The sequence below is a fragment of the Vibrio sp. 10N.247.311.51 genome (genome assembly GCF_041467855.1).
GTDB lineage: Bacteria > Pseudomonadota > Gammaproteobacteria > Enterobacterales > Vibrionaceae > Vibrio > Vibrio coralliirubri.
Genome location: NZ_JBFSVK010000001.1, coordinates 72,487 through 93,794 on the forward strand (window position 1 = coordinate 72,487; position 21,308 = coordinate 93,794).

The following is a 21,308-nucleotide window of genomic DNA, read 5'->3' on the forward strand; positions in this document are numbered from 1 at the left end:
GTTAGCTCTTAAACGTACTCGCAATATCTTTCAATGAAGCTGCTAGCTGAGCTTGTTCTTTGGCTGTTGCAGCTATTTGCGTTGCACCTGTCGTAGATTCTGTCGACTTCTGCTCTACTGCCATCACGTTTTGCGCGATGTCTTGAGTCACTACCGCTTGCTCTTCGGTAGCGGTTGCGATCTGCTCAGTCATGCTAAAGATCTCGCTTACCGATGCTGAGATTCCTTGTAAAGTGTGCTCCACCTCTTTTGAATCCTCAACCGCTTTAGATGACATCTTCTGGCTGTTATCAATCACATTAAACGCGGTTTGCACATCAGACTGTAGCGAGCTGATGAAACCTTCAATTTCAGCTGTCGATTGCTGAGTACGCTGTGCTAGCGTGCGAACTTCATCGGCGACGACGGCGAAACCACGGCCTTGCTCACCCGCACGAGCCGCTTCAATTGCCGCGTTCAACGCAAGTAAGTTGGTTTGTTCTGCTACCGACTTAATCACATCAATCACACTGTTGATGTTGTTGCTGCTTTCGTGTAGGTGCGCGATCTTTTCAGCGAGGTCATTAATTTCAGATGCCAGTTTTTCAATCGAGTGATAAGAATCCTGAACTGTACTCAAACCTTCTTGTGACTGCTCATCGACCATTTTAGCGGAGCTAGCTGTCTGCTGTGTTTTCGCCGCGACTTCGTTCACCGTTGCCGATAGCTCTTCTGTCGCCGTTGCAACCAAGCCAATTTGGTCTTGTTGTTGCACTAGCGTGTTCGAGTTGTAGTGACAAGTTTGCGAGGTTTCTTCTGCGGCTGAAGCCAAAGTCAGACTCGACTGAGATAAGTTGTCGATAACGTTTGAAAACTTCTCTAAGGTTTCGTTCAGTGCCGAAGAGATCAGTCCAAGCTCACTGTTGCCAACGAACTTAGCGCGAACTGTTAAGTCGTTGTCATTACGAACCTTAGACAACATCACTGTAAGATCTTTTACTCTCATCGTCAGGTCGCTGATCGCCTTATAGCTCGCGAACAAGGTTATCAAAGCAAACAGACCAATACTCATCATCATCGCAGACTGCGCCTCTGACATTTTAGTCTCAGTCAGTGCGATAAGTGATTGTGCTAGGTGATTTTCAGTTTTCTTCAGCTGAACAATACGCGCGGTAGATTGCGAGAACCAGTACACAGGATCAACATCAAAACCGCTCATCTTAGATTCAGCCAAACCACGTAGCTTTTCTACTTCTGCCACCGAACGATCATTCAATTGCTGTTCAAAGAAACGAACGTTAGCTGGGTTACTCAATACCTCAAAGTTTGAGAAGTAGGTATTTTGCTCAGTCACCAAAGAGATGAATTTAACCAACATGCCTGGGCCAAATTCATTTTTAGAGAAGGTGTTGTTGAGAACCGCACGCTCGATACCCGCTCGCTCTTTACCTTGTAAAAAGTTGTAGTAAGCGATGGTTTCAGTGGTGATGGCAGCATCAGAGCTAAGCTCAGCAATTAACGCCGATACGCTTAGCAGCTTTGCATTCAGTTGGGTGTAGTAACCCAAAGCCTCAGACAGCGGAATCGATTGAGAATCGACTCGATTTCGAATAGAAGAAAGTTGATTAAGGCTTTGGCTGATCTCTGTATTCAAACGGTTGATCTGTGGCAGTTCGATGTTAGCAGACTGCCAGTAATCGTTCCTTTGATTGCGTCGGTTGTCAGCACTGGTTCTCTGCGAGGCTAATTCACTGACAAACTTGGTTCCTTGAGAACCAATAAAGCCAGCGGTCATACCTCGCTCTTTTTGTAACTCATGCACTAACTCACTGTACACAACCGAAAGGCGTGTCAGTTGGTTTAATGAAGACATTTCAGTCTTGGTTTCCACGCCCTTGGATATCGCAGAAACACTGAGCCAGAGAAACCCTAAGATCGGTAAAATAAGCAAAGCGATGATTTTTTGCTTAAAAGACATATCGGTTAATTTCATTTTTATTTCCTAGCAGCTAACAAATCTTTTCAGTCATCTAACTCGCACACCCTTAATAAGATGCGCCTCAATTGTGACTGTATAATTATTCAACTTGATCAATGTGCATCAATTAACGTACCACACAGATCGCGATGCGATGAAGGTAACATTTAACCTTACAAAATTCATTGATTTACCGATAAAACTGTTAGCTAAGCGACCTAACGATACCAAAAACACGTGCAACAACGTTTTATTGACGTAAGCGACTGAAATATGACACATTTTAATTACCCAAAAGGGGTAGACCTGCACCAATTATGTGCTCAGAGAAAACAATCTATTCAGAACTAACTATTGATTCAACGCTCACCAGCGATTGATTCACAACTAACCAACGCCCTATTCTGCGCTGATTAACTGTCTATTCCTCGTTAACTAAATATGTATAATGCCGAATTATTAAAGTAGAGATTCGCAATAAATATGCGACAATAACTGAGAGATATTTTATGGACTGTCCCGCTTGCGAAGAACACATTGGATGGGAATGGGTAGAAGAAGCAGCAATCGAACCCAATGAAGAATTCGATTGTCCAGAGTGCGAAGCAACATTGATGTACACCATCGATGAAGGCACCTACTACGGCGCTCAGCACAAGACCGTAGAAGTTATTGATGATTAAGATGATTTCCTGATGATCGGGGTGTTTTATTAACTCTTTGATATTCTTAGTCTGCGCAAATCAGCCAAACACACCTTTACTAGAACGGGCGTTCAGCATAAAATATTGAACATATGTTCAGATTAATAAAGTAGATGTTATGGCTAAGACCGCTAAGTTCGATAGACAAGACGTAGTAGATAAAGCAACGAACCTGTATTGGGAAAAGGGCTTTCATGCGACTTCTATGCGCAACCTGCAAGACGTGATTGATATGCGTCCGGGCAGCATCTACGCGACGTTCGGCAGCAAAGAAGGTCTGTTTAAAGAGACGCTTGCTCGCTATACCGAACTTGGCATCCTCAACCTGAACCGCTTCCGCAGTGAAACCGAATCGCCTATCAAAGCGCTGGAAAACTTCGTAAAACGTGCCGTTGTCGAATCGAAACAGAGCGCACCAAACGGCATGTGTATGTTGGCTAAAACGGTCGCAGAGCTAACTGATGAACACGCAGAGTTATTAGCAGAAGCAAAGAAATCACTCAAGATCATGGAAGGTGAGTTCGCTAAGCTGATTGCAGAATCACAAGAGTTGGGTGAGATAAGCAAAGAGCGCGAACCGACTCAACTTGCTCGTCATGTTCAGGTTCAAATCGCAGGCCTACGTACTTATGCTAAAACCTGTGACGACATCGATTTGCTTAACTCAATGGTTGAAGACGTATTTAAGTATCATCCTTTTTAAAAGCTGAACTTGTTTTAGAAGCCATGCAAAAAGACTCCACTTTCGCCTTAACAGGTCTGAGCGGAGTCTTTTTAGTTTTGATCTAGTTAACTTTATAGATGATAAACTTTGCGGTTTAAGGATTACACCTTTCTCATGATCAACGCTTGAGCATTAAGCATCGCCTCTTTGGTGCTGACATCTAACGTTTTCACGTTCGCAAAGCGTTCAACCTCTTTAATCGCCACATCGTGAGCAAAGATCACCAACTTCGCCCTTTCAATATCTTTCTGTGTAATTCGATTGCCTATCCCGTTGGCACCTTGTGTCTCGACTTTAATCCGAACCCCGAGATGATGCGCCGCCTTTTCTAACGATTTCGCAGCCAAGAAAGTATGGGCAACACCAGACGGACAAGAAGTGATCGCCAATACATCCGCTTGCCCCTCTTCCGTTACCGAACCACCGGTAAACTGATTAGAATTCACTTCGCCTTCGACCACGTTCTTCTTCAGAAGAATCACGATAAAAGCTGTCGTTAGAGCCCCCGCGAGTGTGCCGACGATATAGCCAATCTTGCCATCCACCACTGGCAACACTATCCATCCGCCCCATGGTGCATGGTTCACTACATGGAACATAAAGCCAACCACGTTACCGACAATGCCACCAGCAACAACAGCAGGCAGAACGCGAGCAGGGTCAGCGGCAGCAAATGGAATCGCGCCTTCACTGATACCAATCATGCCCATGATGCCCGCCGCTTTACCTGCTTCACGTTCGTCTCTTTTGAATTTCTTTGGCGATAAGAAAGTCGCCAGAGCCATGCCTAGAGGTGGCGTACAAATCGCAATGCCAACGCCACCCATCAACCATGGTTGAGTATTCACCTGAGTTTGGGCAAACAGCGTTGCTACTTTATTGATTGGACCGCCCATATCAAAGGCAGTCATCGCACCTAAAATACTGCCCAACACCACTTTTCCTGAGCCTGCCATGCCCGTGAGCATTTGATTCATCTCTAGCATCACTTGAGCTATCGGTGAGCCAATCACCCACATCACCGCCCCACAAGTCACGAAGGTGCCGACTAGTGGATAGATGAAGATCGAGCTCAGCGAGATCATGCTGTCTGGCAGTTTGATCTTCTTCAGTAGATTAACCACAAAGCCCGCGAAGAAGCCGACCACAATCGCGCCGAGGAAGCCGGTATTGTATTGATTGACCGCGACCCAAGAACCAATCATGCCGGGCGCTAAACCCGGTTTGTCAGCCATTGAATACGCGATGTAACCACCGAGCACCGCAGTAAACAGGGTTAACCCCGCAATGCCCATTTGTGCGATGTCTGCTAACACACCACTTTCAGGTACTGCGCCATGACCAGACATCATCACCGACAAAGACAAAAGCACACCACCTGCAACCACGAAAGGAATCATATGTGAGGTGCCGTATAATAAGTGTTCTTTGAGGCGATTAAGAGATTGTGCCCAAGGGCTTAGTGGCTCGACATACACTTCATGATGGCTAGAGGCGTAGCTATCAAACGATTCAGAATTGGCTTCAAGAAACAACTCTTGAGCTTCCTCGACTGACTCCACTGCCTTTAATTTTGTAACAAAGCCATCTTCGATAAGTCTGGTCGAAATCTGAGCCAGTACCTCGATATGGTGGTCGTCGTTGTTGTCTGGGGAAGCGAGCATAAAGAACACATCCGACAGTTCGCCGCCGTCTGCGCCATAATCGATGCCAGAGCGGCTGATACCTACCGCCACCGCAGGTTTAGCTACGGCAGTGCTTTTCGCGTGTGGAATCGCAATACCATCGTCAAAGCCAGTATTGCCGATGGCTTCACGCTTCCAGATATCGTCAAGGAATTCACGTTTATTGGAGAGCTTACCGGCACGGTCGAGCAGTTCAACAAGCTCTTCAAATACCGCCTGTTTTGAGTCGGCTTGTAAATCTAAGCAGATGATCTCGGGCTCGATAATGTTGGTGATATCCATATGCTGCTCTGCCTCGCCTGATTTCAGACTGAAGTAATTACGTAAGTGATAAGGTTAATAAGATGAAAAGATTAACGGTGTGAAGGCACTCAATATATAGGACGAAAGGTGCATTAACTGGATTATTGTAACCAAGAACTCAGAGTGTGACTTTCACCTTGGAATAAAAAACGCCAATCCATAAAATCCACAGAACCCATAACAATATCGTCCCTCCGCCATGCGAGCTTTCCATAATGGAGTTCCCATGCAAGATAGCTTGTGCAAGGTAGCCTCTGAAAGGTAGCTTATGTAACGTAACAGGGACGAGATTAAGCCGAGAATAATAATGAGAATTGTAGCGGTAACTGCGTGCCCTACAGGCATTGCGCATACTTATATGGCAGCTGATGCTCTAAATAAAACAGCCCCTAAGTTCAACGTTTCAATCAAGGTAGAGACGCAAGGCGCTATGGGTATTGAAAACTTACTGACCGCCCAAGATATTACCCTCGCAGACAAAGTGTTGATCGTCTCTGATATCGACATCGAACAACCAAGCCGATTTGACCCAGCTAAAACCGTATTTGTTCCAATGGAAGAGGTATTATTGAGTGTCGATAAAGTCTTTATTAAGCATTGTCGAACTTAAGCTTTTGATGAACGAATACCAGATCACCTTCTTCGTTAACGATCCCGCCGCGAACTCACATGTCGCGCAGCCGCTGACTCGCTTAGCGAAGAAGTTCAAAAGCAACATCCGCATTATCAACATCACTCAAAATCGAACCGCTGATCTCTCCAAATCCGTTGCGATGCTGCAAGTAGGTTTACTTCGTGGTGATTTGTGCCAGATAACCGCGGTTGGTATTGATGCTGAGCTGGCCTGCTTCGTTCTCAAAGACGTCATTGCCGAGCATTACGACATGGTTGGCTCACAAGTGAACCATGAGTTCTCTAGCGATCTAATTCAGCGAATGCCACAAATATGCCCGCCTTGTGACATAAAATGGCACCACGCTAAGGCGCAGACCCAACTGACCAAATTTGAGTGCTTAAAAGGGCTCGCTCACCTTGTTTATCCAGAAGACCCAGATGAACTAATTCTGGCATTCATTAAGCGAGAAGAACGCTCGTCTACATGTGTGTCACCAGGTATCGCACTGCCGCATGTGATGTTTGAATCTACCCAAGACCTCTCGATTGCGGTTATCGTCAGTGACGACCCGATTGACTGGGCATCACGTATCGGCGAAGTGCATGTAGCCATTGCTCTTGTTCTGCCAACCAAGCCACAGCGTGAGCACATTGTCGCGGCGACCAACCTAACTCGAAACCTGCTTCACGATCAGGTCAATGAGCGTCTGCAAAAGACCCGAAGTAGTGTCGACCTACAAGCCCTGTTGATGTACATATCATCTCGTCTTATCTAAATTCCTGTAGCTCAAACAGACTGTCTAACCTACCCTTTAAGCTCATTTTCTCATACAATAAAAAACGGCTGAGCATTAGAGCTCAGCCGTTTTATTTTTAATTACTTGTTTAATTGGTTAGCTAACTTAAGCTGTTTTTTTCGCTTGTTTCGCATCCTCAACCGAGTCGTCTACAGCTTTCACCAGCAGCAGACCAACTACGAATACGATACCGCCGCACAGTACGAACATCATTCTTCCCCAGAATGGGTTCGGTAGAGCAAACATCGCCATCACTGCCACACCAGACACTGCGATCAGTGAGCCCAGCATGTGACGTTGTTTGTTATCCAGTTTCTTCTGTGCTGTTGATTCCGAAACCAACGGTGTCGCTAGGTTGTTGAAGAAGGTATCAACATCTTTCTGACGAGACGCTTCCAGTGGTTTGTAGAACAGAGTCGATAGAATGAAGAAGCCAGCAGTAAATGTTAAGTGTGCAATCAGACCTACCGCTACTTTCAAGTCAGACCATTCACGGCCTGTTAGAGGCTCTAGGTTGAACCAGTTTTGTAGCATCTCAGCGGTAATCACGAAACCAACGATGTAAGACACAATCGCACCGACCACTAGCGTACCCCAACCAGCCCAGTCCGGAGTCTTCTTAAGGAAGAAGCCACAGAATGCTGGAATGGTCATTGGGAAGCCGATTAATGCGCCCACGTACATCATGGTGTCGAACAGGCTCAAGCCTTTTAGCGAGTTGATAAACAGCGCGATAAGGATGATAGCTAGACCGAAGAAGGTAGACATCAACTTAGACACAATCATCAGCTCTTTCTCTGTCGCGTTTGGACGAAGAATCGGTTGGTAGAAGTTGATGACAAAGATACCAGAGTTACGGTTTAAGCCTGAGTCCATAGAAGACATGGTTGCCGCAAACATCGCTGCGATTAGAAGCCCCACCATACCCGCTGGCATGTATTGCTCTACGAAGTAAAGGTAAGCGAAGTCGCCTGCTTTAGAACCTGCATCTGGGTAATGTGCTGCAAGATCAACGCCTTGTCCTGCTACAAACCAAGGTGGCATGAACCAAATGATTGGACCGATAGTCATCAGAATACACGCTAGCAGAGCGGCTTTCTTCGCGTTCTTTGAGTCTTTTGCCGCTAGGTAACGGTAAGAGTTCAACATGTTGTTGGTGATACTGAACTGCTTGAAGAAGATGAAGAATGCCCAGATTCCGAAGATGCTTACGTAGTTCAGGTTGTTACCAGAAACGAATGATGCGCCTTCTGCTACAGGGAAATCGTTGATGATTTCAGTAACGCCACCACCTTGTACGATAGCCACTGCGGCACACGTTACGGTTACCGCCATGATAATAACCATCTGCATGAAGTCAGACGCGATAACCGCCCAAGAGCCGCCTGTCACCGACATCACCAGTACCACAAGACCAGTCAGAACGATGGTTGTCGTCATGTCGAAGCCAAAGATGCCCGATGCGATGATCGCCAAACCGTTCAGCCAGATACCTGCAGAAACAATACTGTTCGGCATGCCAGACCAAGTAAATACTTGTTCGTTGAAGCTACCAAAACGCATACGAATCGCGTCAATTGGCGTTACCACACGCAGTTGACGGAATTTCGGAGCGAAGTACAGGTAGTTCATCAGGTAACCAAATGCGTTCGCTAAGAAGATAACCGCGACAGCCATACCATCGGCATACGCTTTGCCCGCTGCGCCAGTGAAGGTCCAAGCACTGAACTGAGTCATAAACGCAGTCGCGCCAACCATCCACCAAAGCATGTTACCGCCCCCGCGGAAATAGTCACTGGTTGTACTGGTGAACGTTCTAAACATCCAACCTATTGCGATAAGGAAAAGGAAATAAATTCCTACGATCAGAGTATTGAGTTCCATGTATAAGTCTTCTTTATGATGAATATCTGAAGAGCATATTATCTATAGAATTTTTAATTTGTAGTATTATAAGTCAAGGTTGTGATGGGGCGTATAAACCTGAATATTTGATTTCGAGGTATGAATTACACGTTAGTAAATAAAGAATAAGACGAATCGAAGTAAACATTTAAAATCAATAACTTATAAGCATTTCAATCAGTAAGCTGGACAACAATAACAAGATTTTGTCGTCTCGATAAGTTGTTTTTAATTTACTTAGCATTCATTAAATGCATCGCGTTAATACATCAAATCTCACACGTTTAATTCAATAAATAGGCAACGAAAAATAATAAGCAACTCGCAAAGCGAACCCTTAATGTTATTAATTGGACTTATTTAGTGAAACGGGATAAATAGAGAACGTGCCTAAAGATAGGTTTGGAAATAAGGTGTAGAAATAAACAGCAGAGGAAAACACAAAGCAAATTGATCACCACAACACAGAGCTCACTGTGGTGATCTAGTCATACAAATTTCGGTCGTATAAGCTCTGGTCAGAAAGGTAATTTGAAGGGATATTAAATTGAACCACGATATTCAGTCGGCGTTCTTCCTGTGCGATTCTTAAACACTCGACAGAAGTAGTTCACATCCTTAAAGCCGCAACGCAATGCTACTTCATTGAGCTTGAAGTTGTACTTTTTGAGCATGAACTTAGCGCGGTCGACTCGAACACGGGTGATGTATTCTGCCAGCGTCATGTGACCTTGTTGACGGAACATTCGCGACAAGTGATTGGATGAAATGCTAAAGCGTGAGGCAATGCTGTCTCGGGTGATTTGACGGTGGAAATTCTCTTGAATGTAGATACAGATCCCTTGATACACATCTTGCACGCGGCTGTGAGATTTCTCGACAGGCGCATCTAACATCGTCTTGCTGTATTGAAGCAGAGCTTGCAGCAATAACTCATCCATCGGCTGCTTGTTGCTCTCTCTCGCTAACGAGCTAAGCGCCTCCAAGATGTTATCAATCGCAAAACCTGATCGAGTCTGAATACTGTGCTTTTGGATATCGTAAAAGCTCTCTTCACCTTTGCGCTTGCTCACCAAGCTTAAACCAAGCTGACGACGACCAAACAACATGCTCAACACCGAACAGTCAGTATCCCAGTTCGGTTTGTTCCAACAGTTAGGTGGGATGAAAATCGCGTCTCCGGCTTTGGCAATCACGTTGGTGATCTTGCGATCATGACTCTCCATTTCATTAATATACTCTCCGTCTAACACCAACTCTAAGCGCGGAAAGTTCACCTGATAGCTGCACGCTGAAGGCGTGTGAAAATCTCCAGCAAACCAGATGTTATGAAACGGTTCTCGCTCATTTAACACCGACGAGATTAAGTCATGAAATATCATTATTCGAACTCTTATGGGCAGCAATAAGGCTACGGAAATAGATATACCTGTAACTGAAACATAGCGCTATTGAGCAAAATCACAATTTGAGATCTAGGTTACAAAAATCCAGTCGTAGAAATAAATCTCCAGTGCCGAAACCGATGAAGCACGTTATTCCCCAGATAACAAAACACGCCGAATCCCTTATAAATAAAAGCTTAAAAGCACGACAAACCTTGTCAACACAGACCTAAAAACGCCCGTTCGACCGATCAAAATCACACTCCACTTATAACGCAACAATCATCCAGTAAATGCATTTTTTCTTCACTACAGAAGGCAAGCCGTAGATTCCAGAATACCCCTAACAAAATAAAAACAGATTAGGGGTTCATTATGATCACGACATTGATCAATCAAGATTTGATTAAGCTTTCGCTTAGCGCTAATTCAAAAGAAGACGTATTTAAAGAGCTGATAGACGTGCTTTACGCACAAGGCAGAATCTCAGACAAAGCACAGTTTCTTGCCGATATTAAGGCTCGTGAAGAACAAGGTAATACCGGATTTGAAGAAGGTATTGCTCTACCACACGCGAAAAGCGCTGCGGTGATTAAACCCGCGGTTGTTATCGGTGTCCATCAACAGGGTATCGAGTACGGCGCCGATGACGGCCAGCCATCAAAACTATTCTTCATGATTGCCTCTCCTGATGGCGGCGATAATCACCACATCGAAGTACTGGCAGAACTTTCTTCAAAACTGATTGAAGAAGGCTTTATCGAAAGCTTCATGAATGCTCAATCTCAACAACAAGCATTAGAACTACTGCTTAGCAAACCTGAGCCATCAGAAACGGAAACCAACATTGAGAAACAAGGCTTCATCATTGGCGTGACAGGCTGCCCAGCTGGTGTTGCTCACACGTATTTAGCAGCCGAAGCACTAGAAAAAGGCGCGGCGGCTCTTGGCTACGATATCAAGGTCGAAACCAACGGTTCTATTGGCGTTAAAAACAGCCCGACTCAAGAAGAGATCGAACGTGCAGATGCGATTGTGGTGGCTTGTGACAAACAGGTCGACATGGCTCGCTTTGCCGGAAAACGCGTTATCAGCACCAACGTAAAAGCGCCAATCAAAGACGCTCAAGGCTTAATTCAACAAGCGCTCAGTGCACCTAGCTACCAAGCTGAACAGGCGCCGACCAACCAATCTGTTGCAGAGAAAGCCTCGCAAGCACGTTCAGACCTATACCGTTACTTAATGAATGGCGTATCTCACATGATCCCATTCGTGGTGACAGGCGGTCTTTTGATTGCCCTAGCACTAGCCATTGGCGGTGAGCCGAGTGAATCTGGCATGGCGATTCCTGCTGGCAGCATGTGGAACCAAATCCTCGAAGTGGGTGTGGTTGCCTTCACATTGATGATCCCAATCTTGGCCGGCTACATTGCTTACGCGATTGCTGACCGTCCTGCTCTAACCCCTGGCTTGATTGGCGGTTGGATTGCCAACAACGGTTCTTTCTATGGCGCTGACGCAGGTACTGGCTTCATTGGCGCAATCATCGCTGGTCTATTGGTGGGTTACTTCGTTAAGTGGATTACGTCATTTAACTACCACAAGTTCGTTCAACCGCTTGTGCCGATCATGATCGCTCCGATCACTGGTTCTCTATTCATCGCAGGCCTGTTCATTTTTGTTATCGGCGCACCTATCGCTGGGCTGATGGATGCTCTTACTGCACTGCTAACCAGCATGAGTACAGGCAACGTGGTTCTACTAGGTATCGTATTGGGTGGCATGGCTGGTTTCGATATGGGCGGCCCGTTCAACAAGGTGGCGTTCCTATTCTCAGTCGGCATGATCGCCAGCGGTCAAACTCAGTTCATGGGTGCGATGGCGTGTGCAATTCCTGTCGCTCCACTAGGCATGGCTATCGCGACCAGACTTGGACGTAAGTTCGACCTGTTTGAATCTTCTGAAATCGAAGCAGGCAAAGCAGCAGGTGCGATGGGCTTAGTGGGTATCTCTGAGGGTGCGATTCCTTTCGCAGCTCAAGATCCGATGTCGGTTATCCCAGCCAACGTGCTTGGTTCAATGACAGCTGCGGTAATGGCGTTTTCGTTTGGTATCACCAACAGCGTTGCTCACGGTGGCCCTGTTGTGGCTCTGCTCGGCGCAATGAACTACCCAATGCTGGCACTGCTGTGCATGGCATCTGGTGCGGGCGTGACTGCGGTTACTTGTATCGCGCTTAAAAATCTACGCAAAGCCAAGCTAACGACAGCAGCGGCTTAAGCCATTTCAACTCCAATGGCTTGAGCCCCTCTACCCTACTGTTTTTAGTAGCTAATAGTTTTTTAGGAACGAATAGAGCTCAAGCCATGTTTCCCTTCATGGTGATTTCGATGTCTGATTTTTCTTTAACGAACGACTCTTTCGTACAACGCTTTTTCTACCCTATGACTAACGTGATTCAGAACTACGCATGGGGTAGCCCTTCTTCGTTTAGCCAACTGTTTGGTATTGATAACCAATCAGGTGAGCCACAAGCGGAGATCTGGATGGGCGCTCACCCGAATGGTTGCTCAATGGTGACCGACAACGGGCAGCAGACCACGTTGTCGAACCTCATTTCCAAGAACCTAAACCTATTTCTAAGCGAGAAAGTCGCGAGCCGTTTTGGCGAACTACCGTATCTGTTTAAGGTGTTAGCGGCTGAGAAAGCGCTCTCTGTTCAAGTTCACCCGAACAAGCAGCAAGCGGAATCTGGATATGCTCTAGAAGAACAGCAAGGCATTCCGATGACAGCTGGCAACCGTAACTACAAGGATCCCAACCACAAGCCAGAACTGGTGTATGCCCTAACCGACTACACCGCAATGAATGGCTTTAGGTCGATAAGCGAGATCCTTGAGCACTTCCATTATCTCGACATTCCAGAGCTGCATTCGATGGTCAACGATCTCGCGGGTGATCAAACGCCTAATGGATTAGCCAGCTTTTTCGCGAGCTTATTGTCTTTGCAAGGTGAACAAAAAGGCATGGCGCTGACCATGTTGCTGATGAAGGCCAAGCTTTCTGATGAACCCGTGTTCCAGTTGATTTCAGAGCTGGAACAACAATATCCGGGTGATGTCGGCCTGTTTGCTCCACTGTTGTTAAACGTGATCACGCTAAAGCCGGGACAAGCCATGTATCTGGATGCCGAGACACCGCACGCTTACATTAAAGGTACGGGCTTAGAAGTGATGGCGAATTCAGACAATGTACTCCGCGCAGGGTTGACGCCTAAGTACATGGATATCAATGAATTAGTCTCTTGTACTCAATTCAATGAAAAGCCTGCGGATAGGCTACTGCTCAGCCCTATTGAGCAAGGTGATGTGATGGAATACCAAATTCCAGTCGAGGATTTTAAGTTCTCTATAGTGCAAAACTCACATCAGAGAAAGATCACCACCGAAGGTGCCGAGATCCTGCTGCCACTCGATGAATCCATGGTGCTAACCCATCAATGTGGTGAAACCTGCATAATTGAGAAAGGCCAATCGGTGTTCATTCCCGCTTACGCTGAGAGTTACAAACTGGATTGCGTTGGACGCGTGGCGCGTGCTTACAGCTAGCTCTATCGAGTAAATCTAGGTCTCCCGAGTAGATACAAACACTGATCATGCCCTGCTTTGCGGGGCATTTTTCTTCCTACAGAAAGTTATTTCAACACCGAAGTACACCATCAAATATGACTCATCTCACACTGGATGAATGATGCAAATCACACTTAATTTTGCTTGGTACAAATGTACAGTGAAGGGCTTTTATTTGCTATTTCGCGAATCGGGTTAATCCATTAATTTTAATTCAAGAACTTCAATAGTGAATGAGTTAATAAATGATCACACAGCTAACTAACGTCAACTTAATTAATAACAACCTTCAAGCGAATAATAAAAAAGAACTGTTTGAAGAATTGGCAGGCATGTTATTTGAGAGCAACCGAATCAGTAATAAAGAAGCCTTCTTGGCAGACATCGAAATTCGTGAATCTCAAAGCATTACCTCAATGGACGGCATCGCTTACCCACACTCAAAAAGCAAGGCGGTAACTGAGCCAGCAATCGCTGTCGGTGTTAAGCGTCAAGGTATTGAGTATGGCGATGAAGACGGCATCAATCCAACCGTGTTTTTTATGATTGCCTCACCCGATAACGGTGCTGACCATCATATTTATGTACTACAAGAACTATTTGGAAAATTCAGCGATGAATTTATTCAAGATATCCATAACGCAAAAGACGAACAACAAATCCTTAATATTTTAATTAATTCATAAGGCGTAGAAAATTATGAGCACCCTAACAACTCAAGCTACGAATACCAATAATAAAAATAGTAGTAGCGACTTTAAAAAAATCCTTAGTACCATGAAAGGCCACCTGCTTTTCGGAACCTCACACATGCTACCTTTCATCGTAGCCGGTGGTGTTCTGTTGGCGTTAGCGGTAATGGCATCAGGCAAAGGTGCTGTACCAGCAGACGGCTTGCTGGCAGACATCTCTAATATCGGTATCAAAGGCCTTGTTCTTTTCCCAATCATTCTTGGCGGCTTTATTGGTTACTCCATTGCAGATAAACCAGCACTAGCACCTGCGATGATCTCTTCTGGCATCATGGCTGACATGGGCGGCGGTTTCCTTGGTTGTATCGTGGCAGGCTTTATCGCCGGTGGTGTGGTCTTCCAACTTAAGAAGATCCCACTTTCTGCGAACATGACGGCACTAGGTGCTTACTTCATCTACCCGCTGCTAGGTACGTTAATCTCTGCAGGTATCGTACTGTGGGGTATCGGTGAGCCAATCAAACTGTTCATGTCTTCAATGAACGAGTTCCTAGCTTCAATGGCTGGCGCATCTAAGATGGTTCTGGGCACAATCCTTGGCGGTATGACGGCGTTTGATATGGGCGGCCCTATCAACAAAGTAGCGACCCTATTCGCTCAAACTCAAGTAGACACACAACCTTGGCTAATGGGCGGTGTTGGCATCGCGATTTGTACACCACCTCTAGGTATGGCTCTGGCGACTTTCCTATTCAAAAACAAGTTCTCTAAACAAGAGCAAGAAGCAGGTAAAGCAGCAGCAATCATGGGTTCTATCGGTATCTCTGAAGGTGCTATCCCATTCGCAGCGAATGACCCAATGCGCGTTCTTCCTTCAATCGTTGCCGGTGGTATCGTGGGCTGTGTATTCGGCTTCATGACAGACGTTCTACTGCACGCACCGTGGGGCGGCCTAATCACTGCGCCAGTATCAAGCAACATTCCAATGTACGTCGTCGGTATTGCGCTTGGCTCGCTAACCACAGCCGTTATCGTAGGCTTCTGGAAACCGGTAGCGGTAGAAACAGAAGAAGACATGGTTGAAGCGCCAGTACAAGCTCAAGCGGTGCCTGTAGCAGGTGAAGGCGAGTACGACATCGTCGCAGTAACATGTTGCCCTTCTGGTGTTGCACACACCTTCATGGCAGCGAAAGCACTAGAGAAAGCAGGCTTAGCCGCAGGCCTTAAGATTAAGGTAGAAACTCAAGGTCAAAACGGTATTCAGAACCGCATCACCGACCTAGATGTAGCGAACGCAAGACTGGTTATCTTGGCTCACGATATTCAAGTGAAAGACGCTCACCGCTTTGCTAACGCGAACGTGATTGAGTGTTCAACCAAGGAAGCAATGAAGAAAGCCGCGACGTTAGTGGTCGCGTAACCCAAATTAAAGCAAGCTCCTAACTCAAGAGCCCTTCCCCCTAAGGGCTCTATTTTCTTCTCAAATATCGCTTTGATGTTCTTTTCATCAATCTAGAATCAATTTAATCAGTCAGTATAGTTTCTGTTCAAACTGAATTTTCTCTCTATCTTCACCATAAAAATAATTCCGTGGCCGAAATATCTTAAGTGCTTGTTGATGAAAAAGAGCCGCTAATCGCGGCTCTGGTTGATGAGTGAATCATGGTGTTACATGCTTTTCAGTCCCCACTTCTCAGCTGTTTGCTTAAAGAAACCTTGCGTCTTTTTCAATTCAACCCAGTGGTTAATGTAGTTAATCCAAACCTGATCATCTTGTGGTAGTAGCATCGCAATTGGAGTTGGTTTACGTGGCTCTTTCACCGGAACAATCGCGAGTTGTTTAAACTTCTCTACTAAGGTTGCAGCCTCTACGTTTGAAGTCACGGAGACATCAGCGCGGCGAGCTAAAAGCTCTTGGAAATCCCGTGCCGGCGCTTCAATCACGATGTGTTGTGCCGATGGGAAGAAGTCCTTCACCATTTTTTCTTGTACTGTGCCGAGCGTGGCGGCAACTTTGATTTCTGTTTTGTCAAAGTCACTCCAATCGGAGAACTTCTCTATGTCTTTCTTTTGCACAACAGGGACAAAAGCCAGATAGAAGTAAGGTTGGCTGTACCCAGCGACTTTTGCTCGAGACATGTTGAGCGAAGCGCTGCCAGTCACGTCGTATTTGTTGGCCGTGATGCCATTCACCAAGGTTTTCCAGTCTGTTGCGACGTATTCCACTTTTACGCCTAGGTCTTTAGCCAACTCAGTCGTGACATCGATATCAAAGCCGCGGTAGCTGTTGGTTGCAGGATCCTTCATTGTCATTGGGTTCCAATCCCCCGTTGTACCAACGCGAAGAACTCCCGCATCTAGTATCTCTTGTAAACGACTTTGGGCATGTGCGATTTGTGTAAAAGCAAGCAGGCACATTCCTAATGCGATTAAGCTATTTTTCATTTTTTATTCCTTTAAAGAATGCTGATTTCTAAGTGATGAATGTAGATATTCTTCTTAATTATTAACCATTAAACAGATTTGGTTGTTAACATGGCAATAACAAATGGAGTTTTTGGGAGTAAATGTGAACTATCGTCACTTATCGCTAGTTTCTCTGCTGTTTCTGACAGGATGTTCAGATTATCAATGGGGATGGTATGTACTCGACCCGTCGACGGAGCAGGGGCGAACTAATATTCAGTTTTTGATGGCTGGTTTTAGCGAGACTATTCAGGTTTCGTTGTTGAGTATGGTTTTTGCCATGGCTCTCGGTCTATTGGTCGCCTTTCCTGCGCTTTCAAGCTCAGCAGTACTCAAGGGAATTAATCGACTTTACGTAGAGGTGATTCGTTCTATCCCTGTGCTGGTATTGCTATTGTGGGTGTATTACGGGATGCCGACATTACTCGATGTCTCTTTGAACCACTTCTGGGCAGGGGTAATCGCATTGACCATTGCCGAGAGCGCCTTTATGGCTGAAGTGTTCCGTGGGGGGATTCAAGCGATTAATCGTGGGCAACATGAAGCGGCCGAATCCTTGGGATTGACCTATTGGCAAAAAATGCGATTGGTTATCCTACCGCAGGCATTCCGTCAAATACTGCCGCCCTTGGGCAATCAGTTTATTTATATCCTCAAGATGAGCTCGCTAGTGAGTGTGATTGGTTTGAGTGATTTAACAAGGCGAGCAAATGAGCTGGTGGTGAACGAATATTTACCTTTAGAGATCTATACGTTTCTGGTTTTGGAGTACCTTGTTCTTATTTTGGTGGTATCGCAAGCGGTTCGTTGGCTAGAAAAAAGGATTGCGATTCCGAGCCATTAAATGGTTCTAACCCTCAAGATCGTTCAGCTATCTCCAACAAAAAAGCCTCGAGCACAGGCCCAAGATCCTGTTGATACTCCCCCTAAGAAAAATCCCCACTCATCTGAGCGGGGATTTCTTTATTTCGAATACGCGACACGTCGACTTAATCAGTCAATGCTTCTTCTGTCTCTAGGTCAAACAAATGACATTGTGAGGTATTGAAATGAAGCATTGTCTCTTGCCCACTTTCCGCCATTCGGTCAGCATCAAAAGGCACGCGAGCCACCAGCTTATCTACACCGAGTTTAAAGTAGAGATACAGCTCATTACCCATCGACTCGACCACATCAAGCTTGTGCGTTTGGGTATTCACCTCCGACAACGGCGCATCGTGATTAGCCAGTTGAATGTGCTCTGGACGAACACCAAACCATACCCACTCACCCATATTTTCACGAGCGATAATCTGCTTGTCTTGTGGCAGCGTCCAACGAGTCCCACTTTCAGAGACCACGTTCATCACGCCATCAATCTCATCCAATCTCACCTTGAGAAGATTCATCGCTGGCGAACCAATAAAGCCTGCGACAAACTTGTTTGCTGGGTACTGATAAAGGTTCATTGGCGTATCGACTTGCATAATCTCACCTTGATTCAACACACAGATACGATCACCAAGAGTCATGGCTTCCACCTGATCGTGTGTCACGTAGATCATGGTGGCGTTTTGCCCTTCTTGCTTAAGATTGTTGTGCAGCTGTGCAATACTGACTCGCGTAGAAACTCGCAGCTTCGCATCCAAGTTAGACAAAGGCTCGTCAAACAAGAATACATCTGGCTTACGCACCATTGCACGGCCAAGCGCCACACGCTGCCTTTGACCACCCGACATTTCACCCGGCTTATTATTTAGCAGGTGTTCGATATCCAGAGTCTTGGCTGCATCTTCAATTCGCTCATTGATTTCATGCTTTGGCAGCTTCTGTTGCTTCAGACCAAAAGCCATATTGTCGTATACCGACATGTGCGGATAAAGCGCGTAGTTCTGAAACACCATAGAGATGCCGCGATCTTTAGGTGGCAATTCGTTTACACGCTTATCGCCAATGTAGACATCGCCTTCTGAGATATCTTCAAGGCCTGCGATCATGCGAAGTGTCGTGGATTTTGCGCAGCCAGACGGCCCAACAAACACCATGAACTCACCTTCGCGAATATTCAGATCGACACCGTGCACAGCCTTAAAACCATTTGGGTAGGTTTTTTCTACCCCTCTCAGTGTGACTTCAGCCATAACCTGTCCTTAAATCAATTCGTTAAATACTATCTTTGCAATCTGTCGTGGACGTTTTGGCCACGTTCTTGCAGTTGGTTGAGCTCAAAATGGGCGACTGATGCGATAACCAGATCCGCCACTGGCTCTAACTCGCTGTGTTGTGCAGTCCCCGTCAGAACACCGACATTGCTTGCGCCTGCATTGCGGCCAAATTCCATATCCGAAACCGTGTCACCAAACATAATCACTTCGTGTGGCTCAATACCGCATTGTTCACAGAAGGCATTGAGCAGTGCTGGCGCAGGTTTAGGTTCGATATCACCATCGGAGTAACCGACATAATCGAACATCTCGCTCAAACCCGATTGCTCCAGTGTGTAGATCGTTGAGTCTTTGGTATCCGCAGTCGCGATGCCTAAAATCATGCCTTGCTGCTTAAACAGGCCAAGCTTTTCAGCCACACCCGGCAGGGCTTCAATCCAGCTTGGGTTCTCTTCCACTTCCTCATTGAAAGCGGCTTTGGTCACCTTGGTGAATTCAGCGAGCGAGACATTGGGTTGCAGCATGTTGAACCACGCTGTTGCGGTATCTTCCACTGGGTTTGAGGCTAATAGTCCATAGTTATCAACCACATCACCTTCAACACCGATGGCCAAGAGTAACTCAACAGGTGTGACAGTTTGATTACCTTGGTGTTGGTCACTGTAAGATTTCACACGCTCACAAGCACCACGAGAAACGTTAAGCCACATCTTGTGGAACTCTAACAATGTGCCGTCTTTATCAAATAACATCGCCTTAAACTTCATCACGGCTCATTCGCTCCATTAGTTCTCCCCAAGTACGCACTAGGGGTTGGTTAAATTCTGGTTGTTTGCCGTCGAATACGGCATTGATGCAGCCTTCAAATTCATTATTAATAGATGAAGATTGAGTGCTGTTCGATCCTGTTGAGAATAGAAGGTCTCCACGACGAATATCGACTCGGCACCAACGGTAGCCCTCATCAATATGGATACTTTGCAGCTCATCACTCAAAGCGATTCGATCTACAATCTCGCCGTCAACCACGCACTCCGCGTAGTAAGGGTTTTCTGAATCGGTGACTGCGATACGATAACTAAGCGCCTGCCCTTGAGAATCGTTGCCCGGCAGCAAATCACCTAAGTTGATGTCAAACTTCAAGCCGCAACGTCGCTCTAGGTAAACTTGCCCATTACGCAGACCACACAAGATCCCTTCGCCGCTCAAGCCATGGCTGTAAACGAAGGTCGATGGGTCGCCATAGATTGAAGGCTCATCCGATTTAGGATTACGTTCATGGGGCTCAAGGTGCGAATCACTGCCGCCAATCGCCGTAATGCGCTGCCCACAATTCCACATTTCATTGAGAACCAATAACGCCTCTTCGGTCGCTTTCGGCGAGGTCGACCAAGTTGGGTCACAACACACTTCAAACGTCGAAACTTGGCTGAGATCCACTTGATCGTAATGCCAATGCCACGGCTTCATCATCGGGTGATTAATGCCAAGGGAACTGTGTCCACTTTTAGCTAAACTCAATCCGGCTTCCATGGTCGCTTGGCTGTTGTGTTCAACGTCTCTAAGGTCTAATGACTTAACCGGGCCATGCACATTGAAGTGTCCGAGATCGGTCGTCACTTCTAACGCTGTCAAGAACAAACACTGGTTTGATACAGGTAGCTTAGGCTGACAAATGTTGTGCTCGGTGAAGAAGAAGAAATCGAGCCCTTGTGATTCCACAATATCTTTAGCCGCGGCCAAGGTATTGTGACCATCAGAAAGCTGAGTGTGGGCGTGTAAATCACCACGGTACCAGCGAGAATCAGAGCTCAACATGTGGCTGTAATCAAACTCGATATCGTGATTAGCGGTGACCGTTGGGTTCAGTTCTAGCTCACTCTCAATTCCGTCAGTACCTAGCTCATTAGAATGATTAACTAACGCATCAGAGCACAGCACATCGACTTGATACTGCATCGCACGCTCGGTACGAAACTCACCTTCAAGGTTATAAAGTTCTAAGAACCACTCGCCCGATGAAATCGCACCATCAATCGCGCCTAGGCCAGAGTTTTGCGGTTGAATAGTGAGTGACTTGTGCGCTTTTTCAAACAACACCTTGCCACGAAATGCTTGGTTGGCATCGTAGGCTGCCGCGTACAAGAATCCTTTTTTCACCGTCGTACCAGTAATGGTTACGCAGTGAGAACCTGCTGGCACATCAAAGGGGATACGTACTCTGCCAAACGGCAGCTCACCTTGAAATTGGGTCATTGTCTTCACCAAATTCGTCCTAATTGAAGGACTGGGTCAAAAGAGG

The 21,308-nt window shown here is 46.1% G+C and carries 17 protein-coding genes; 9 read left to right on the forward strand and 8 right to left on the reverse strand.

The window, feature by feature from the left end; all coding sequences use genetic code 11:
• Position 1: 1 nt before the first annotated feature.
• The gene (locus AB6E85_RS00360) at positions 2 to 1,972 is read right to left on the reverse strand and encodes a methyl-accepting chemotaxis protein (protein ID WP_372140965.1); all 1,971 of its coding nucleotides are present in this window, start codon (positions 1,970 to 1,972) and stop codon (positions 2 to 4) included.
• 494 nt (positions 1,973 to 2,466) lie between these two features.
• Here AB6E85_RS00360 and AB6E85_RS00365 point away from each other — a divergent pair, with 494 nt between their 5' ends.
• Together AB6E85_RS00365 and AB6E85_RS00370 are read left to right on the forward strand one after the other, a co-directional pair.
• Positions 2,467 to 2,640, forward strand: a complete 174-nt coding sequence (locus AB6E85_RS00365) for a hypothetical protein (protein ID WP_017061661.1) — start codon at positions 2,467 to 2,469, stop codon at positions 2,638 to 2,640.
• A gap of 139 nt (positions 2,641 to 2,779) precedes the next feature.
• Entirely contained in the window at positions 2,780 to 3,364 is a 585-nt protein-coding gene (locus tag AB6E85_RS00370) for a TetR/AcrR family transcriptional regulator (protein WP_017087226.1), read from the forward strand.
• A 122-nt stretch (positions 3,365 to 3,486) separates the two neighbouring features.
• Here the strand turns inward: AB6E85_RS00370 and AB6E85_RS00375 are convergent, their stop codons facing one another.
• Positions 3,487 to 5,352 (reverse strand): fructose-specific PTS transporter subunit EIIC, encoded by a 1,866-nt coding sequence (locus AB6E85_RS00375; RefSeq protein WP_372140967.1) that lies wholly within the window; start codon positions 5,350 to 5,352, stop codon positions 3,487 to 3,489.
• 328 nt (positions 5,353 to 5,680) lie between these two features.
• Here AB6E85_RS00375 and AB6E85_RS00380 point away from each other — a divergent pair, with 328 nt between their 5' ends.
• Positions 5,681 to 5,983, forward strand: coding sequence for a PTS fructose transporter subunit IIB (locus tag AB6E85_RS00380; protein WP_017070485.1), 303 nt, complete (start codon positions 5,681 to 5,683; stop codon positions 5,981 to 5,983).
• Positions 5,984 to 5,990: 7 nt separating this feature from the next.
• Positions 5,991 to 6,764 (forward strand): PTS sugar transporter subunit IIA, encoded by a 774-nt coding sequence (locus tag AB6E85_RS00385; RefSeq protein WP_017061657.1) that lies wholly within the window; start codon positions 5,991 to 5,993, stop codon positions 6,762 to 6,764.
• A 126-nt stretch (positions 6,765 to 6,890) separates the two neighbouring features.
• On the opposite strand, the gene AB6E85_RS00390 is transcribed toward AB6E85_RS00385, so the two are convergent.
• Both AB6E85_RS00390 and AB6E85_RS00395 read right to left on the reverse strand, forming a co-directional pair.
• Positions 6,891 to 8,669, reverse strand: coding sequence for a sodium:solute symporter family transporter (locus AB6E85_RS00390; protein WP_061037616.1), 1,779 nt, complete (start codon positions 8,667 to 8,669; stop codon positions 6,891 to 6,893).
• Between the two features lie 563 nt (positions 8,670 to 9,232).
• The gene (locus AB6E85_RS00395) at positions 9,233 to 10,072 is read right to left on the reverse strand and encodes a helix-turn-helix transcriptional regulator (protein ID WP_048611710.1); all 840 of its coding nucleotides are present in this window, start codon (positions 10,070 to 10,072) and stop codon (positions 9,233 to 9,235) included.
• Positions 10,073 to 10,450: 378 nt separating this feature from the next.
• On the opposite strand from AB6E85_RS00395, the gene AB6E85_RS00400 reads away from it, so the two are divergent.
• The 4 genes from AB6E85_RS00400 to AB6E85_RS00415 all read left to right on the forward strand — a co-directional run bounded on the left by AB6E85_RS00400 (position 10,451) and on the right by AB6E85_RS00415 (position 15,816).
• The gene (locus tag AB6E85_RS00400; RefSeq protein WP_372140969.1) at positions 10,451 to 12,355 is read left to right on the forward strand and encodes a fructose-specific PTS transporter subunit EIIC; all 1,905 of its coding nucleotides are present in this window, start codon (positions 10,451 to 10,453) and stop codon (positions 12,353 to 12,355) included.
• A gap of 110 nt (positions 12,356 to 12,465) precedes the next feature.
• On the forward strand, positions 12,466 to 13,683 hold the full coding sequence (gene manA / locus AB6E85_RS00405) for a mannose-6-phosphate isomerase, class I (protein ID WP_372140970.1): 1,218 nt from the start codon (positions 12,466 to 12,468) through the stop codon (positions 13,681 to 13,683).
• Positions 13,684 to 13,949: 266 nt separating this feature from the next.
• Positions 13,950 to 14,390, forward strand: a complete 441-nt coding sequence (locus AB6E85_RS00410) for a PTS sugar transporter subunit IIA (protein WP_372140972.1) — start codon at positions 13,950 to 13,952, stop codon at positions 14,388 to 14,390.
• Positions 14,391 to 14,403: 13 nt separating this feature from the next.
• Complete coding sequence (locus tag AB6E85_RS00415) at positions 14,404 to 15,816, forward strand: fructose-specific PTS transporter subunit EIIC (protein ID WP_372140974.1); 1,413 nt, start codon at positions 14,404 to 14,406, stop codon at positions 15,814 to 15,816.
• A gap of 248 nt (positions 15,817 to 16,064) precedes the next feature.
• Here AB6E85_RS00415 and AB6E85_RS00420 read toward each other — a convergent pair whose 3' ends face one another.
• Positions 16,065 to 16,841, reverse strand: coding sequence for a transporter substrate-binding domain-containing protein (locus AB6E85_RS00420; protein ID WP_372140975.1), 777 nt, complete (start codon positions 16,839 to 16,841; stop codon positions 16,065 to 16,067).
• Between the two features lie 124 nt (positions 16,842 to 16,965).
• On the opposite strand from AB6E85_RS00420, the gene AB6E85_RS00425 reads away from it, so the two are divergent.
• Positions 16,966 to 17,706 (forward strand): amino acid ABC transporter permease, encoded by a 741-nt coding sequence (locus AB6E85_RS00425; protein WP_372140976.1) that lies wholly within the window; start codon positions 16,966 to 16,968, stop codon positions 17,704 to 17,706.
• Positions 17,707 to 17,851: 145 nt separating this feature from the next.
• Here AB6E85_RS00425 and AB6E85_RS00430 read toward each other — a convergent pair whose 3' ends face one another.
• Genes AB6E85_RS00430 through AB6E85_RS00440 form a run of 3 tightly spaced genes read right to left on the reverse strand, consistent with a single transcriptional unit; the run spans position 17,852 to position 21,262 of the window.
• Positions 17,852 to 18,982 carry an ABC transporter ATP-binding protein gene (locus tag AB6E85_RS00430; RefSeq protein WP_372140977.1) on the reverse strand — a complete coding sequence of 377 codons (1,131 nt, stop codon included), beginning with the start codon at positions 18,980 to 18,982 and terminating at the stop codon, positions 17,852 to 17,854.
• A gap of 29 nt (positions 18,983 to 19,011) precedes the next feature.
• Complete coding sequence (locus AB6E85_RS00435; RefSeq protein ID WP_372141237.1) at positions 19,012 to 19,773, reverse strand: HAD family hydrolase; 762 nt, start codon at positions 19,771 to 19,773, stop codon at positions 19,012 to 19,014.
• Complete coding sequence (locus AB6E85_RS00440) at positions 19,763 to 21,262, reverse strand: CehA/McbA family metallohydrolase (protein WP_372140978.1); 1,500 nt, start codon at positions 21,260 to 21,262, stop codon at positions 19,763 to 19,765. The genes AB6E85_RS00435 and AB6E85_RS00440 overlap by 11 nt, the downstream gene beginning before the upstream one ends.
• Positions 21,263 to 21,308: the final 46 nt, after the last annotated feature.

Bases quoted from the DNA above. Each gene is read 5' to 3' on its own strand.
- AB6E85_RS00360 (WP_372140965.1), bottom strand. From the start codon at position 1,972: ATGAAATTAACCGATATGTCTTTTAAGCAAAAAATCATCGCTTTGCTT.
- AB6E85_RS00365 (WP_017061661.1), top strand. From the start codon at position 2,467: ATGGACTGTCCCGCTTGCGAAGAACACATTGGATGGGAATGGGTAGAA.
- AB6E85_RS00370 (WP_017087226.1), top strand. From the start codon at position 2,780: ATGGCTAAGACCGCTAAGTTCGATAGACAAGACGTAGTAGATAAAGCA.
- AB6E85_RS00375 (WP_372140967.1), bottom strand. From the start codon at position 5,352: ATGGATATCACCAACATTATCGAGCCCGAGATCATCTGCTTAGATTTA.
- AB6E85_RS00380 (WP_017070485.1), top strand. From the start codon at position 5,681: ATGAGAATTGTAGCGGTAACTGCGTGCCCTACAGGCATTGCGCATACT.
- AB6E85_RS00385 (WP_017061657.1), top strand. From the start codon at position 5,991: ATGAACGAATACCAGATCACCTTCTTCGTTAACGATCCCGCCGCGAAC.
- AB6E85_RS00390 (WP_061037616.1), bottom strand. From the start codon at position 8,669: ATGGAACTCAATACTCTGATCGTAGGAATTTATTTCCTTTTCCTTATC.
- AB6E85_RS00395 (WP_048611710.1), bottom strand. From the start codon at position 10,072: ATGATATTTCATGACTTAATCTCGTCGGTGTTAAATGAGCGAGAACCG.
- AB6E85_RS00400 (WP_372140969.1), top strand. From the start codon at position 10,451: ATGATCACGACATTGATCAATCAAGATTTGATTAAGCTTTCGCTTAGC.
- manA (WP_372140970.1), top strand. From the start codon at position 12,466: ATGTCTGATTTTTCTTTAACGAACGACTCTTTCGTACAACGCTTTTTC.
- AB6E85_RS00410 (WP_372140972.1), top strand. From the start codon at position 13,950: ATGATCACACAGCTAACTAACGTCAACTTAATTAATAACAACCTTCAA.
- AB6E85_RS00415 (WP_372140974.1), top strand. From the start codon at position 14,404: ATGAGCACCCTAACAACTCAAGCTACGAATACCAATAATAAAAATAGT.
- AB6E85_RS00420 (WP_372140975.1), bottom strand. From the start codon at position 16,841: ATGAAAAATAGCTTAATCGCATTAGGAATGTGCCTGCTTGCTTTTACA.
- AB6E85_RS00430 (WP_372140977.1), bottom strand. From the start codon at position 18,982: ATGGCTGAAGTCACACTGAGAGGGGTAGAAAAAACCTACCCAAATGGT.
- AB6E85_RS00435 (WP_372141237.1), bottom strand. From the start codon at position 19,773: ATGAAGTTTAAGGCGATGTTATTTGATAAAGACGGCACATTGTTAGAG.
- AB6E85_RS00440 (WP_372140978.1), bottom strand. From the start codon at position 21,262: ATGACCCAATTTCAAGGTGAGCTGCCGTTTGGCAGAGTACGTATCCCC.